At 46.4% G+C, this 1,191-nt stretch carries 1 protein-coding gene; it reads left to right on the top strand.

The genetic code is table 11. The annotated features are described in order from the left end of the window. The first annotated feature begins 632 nt into the window (after positions 1–632). Positions 633–941, top strand: coding sequence for a hypothetical protein (locus tag B5G28_RS14165; protein ID WP_144265579.1), 309 nt, complete (start codon positions 633–635; stop codon positions 939–941). The last annotated feature ends 250 nt before the right edge of the window (positions 942–1,191 follow it).

The following is a 1,191-nucleotide window of genomic DNA, read 5'->3' on the forward strand; positions in this document are numbered from 1 at the left end:
GCCTGTGCGCACCATTCCCGTTTGTTCTTCCCACTGCGGGCACACTCTTGCAGCAGGTTAAGGTAATGTTGCTTTTTTAGTTCCCGATATTGATTGCTCATTTTTACCCCCGTGAGACTTCTGAGATTTCTAAGACTTTTGATACTTTCTCTTATTTTCTCACAGGTCAGTACTTTTTTACAGTCGGGGGATTATGGAGCGCTTACCTTTTTTCTATTGTCAAGTACACTGTTTCGTGAGGCGCTTACGTATGACCTGAGCAGCAGGCATGATTTTGCAGAAAGAGTGGTACCGAACGATAAGGTACAATAAGAGTCCTGTTGACACTACTATTCGGGTCGGGCGAAACTAACCTTCAAGTGTCGGGGTTTTGCAACCAAATTTAGTCGGAAAAGATAAAGCCACTACCGATGCTCTTTTAAATCCTGTACACTGGAAAGTGCCAACAACCCAGTGGAAAGGAATAGCGATGAAAGAGCAAAATGGTAATGGCTTTGCACTATCACCGCCGAAGTATAATAGCCCCATAGCGCCGAACAAAAATTGACCCACGCCTAAAGACCGGCTATCCTAAAAGTGTGTCGAATACTTTTAGGGAGGATAGTCGGATGATTAGGAGTGGGCTTATACTAATGATAAAAGATTTAGCAGGAAAAGGCAAGAGCGCTTATGCGATTGGGCAAGAAATTGGGATCTCCAAAAATACGGCCCGCAAGTATATGGAGCAGGCGGATCGGCAGCATGGGCTAAAGGGTGTTTCCAAAGGGTCCAAGTTGGATCCTTACAAGCCGCAGTTGAATGAATGGATGGGACAAGGCATCTTCAATTGTGTTGTTCTGTTGGAACGACTGCGAGAACTTGGATATGACGGCGGAATGAGCATTTTAAAAGCATATGTTCATCCCTACCGGCCAGCCAAGGCAGCACCTGCCATCTCATGAGGGTTGAATATTTCACGCCGGCCTGTGCGCACCACTCCCGCTTGTTCTTTCCACTGCGGGCGCACTTCTGCAGCAGGCTAAGGTAGTGCTGCTTTTTTAATTTCTGATATTGATTGCTCATTTTTTACCCCTGTGTCAACGCCGAAATAAAAAATGCCTAAAACGCCGGCCACAAAATGACCCAAACGCCGGAAACACATACGCCGGTTAACCATCAGCCGGAAGCGTGGCCGGTGGAACTGTTTGAATA

The sequence above is a fragment of the Faecalibacterium sp. An77 genome (assembly GCF_002161315.1).
Lineage (GTDB): Bacteria > Bacillota > Clostridia > Oscillospirales > Ruminococcaceae > Faecalibacterium.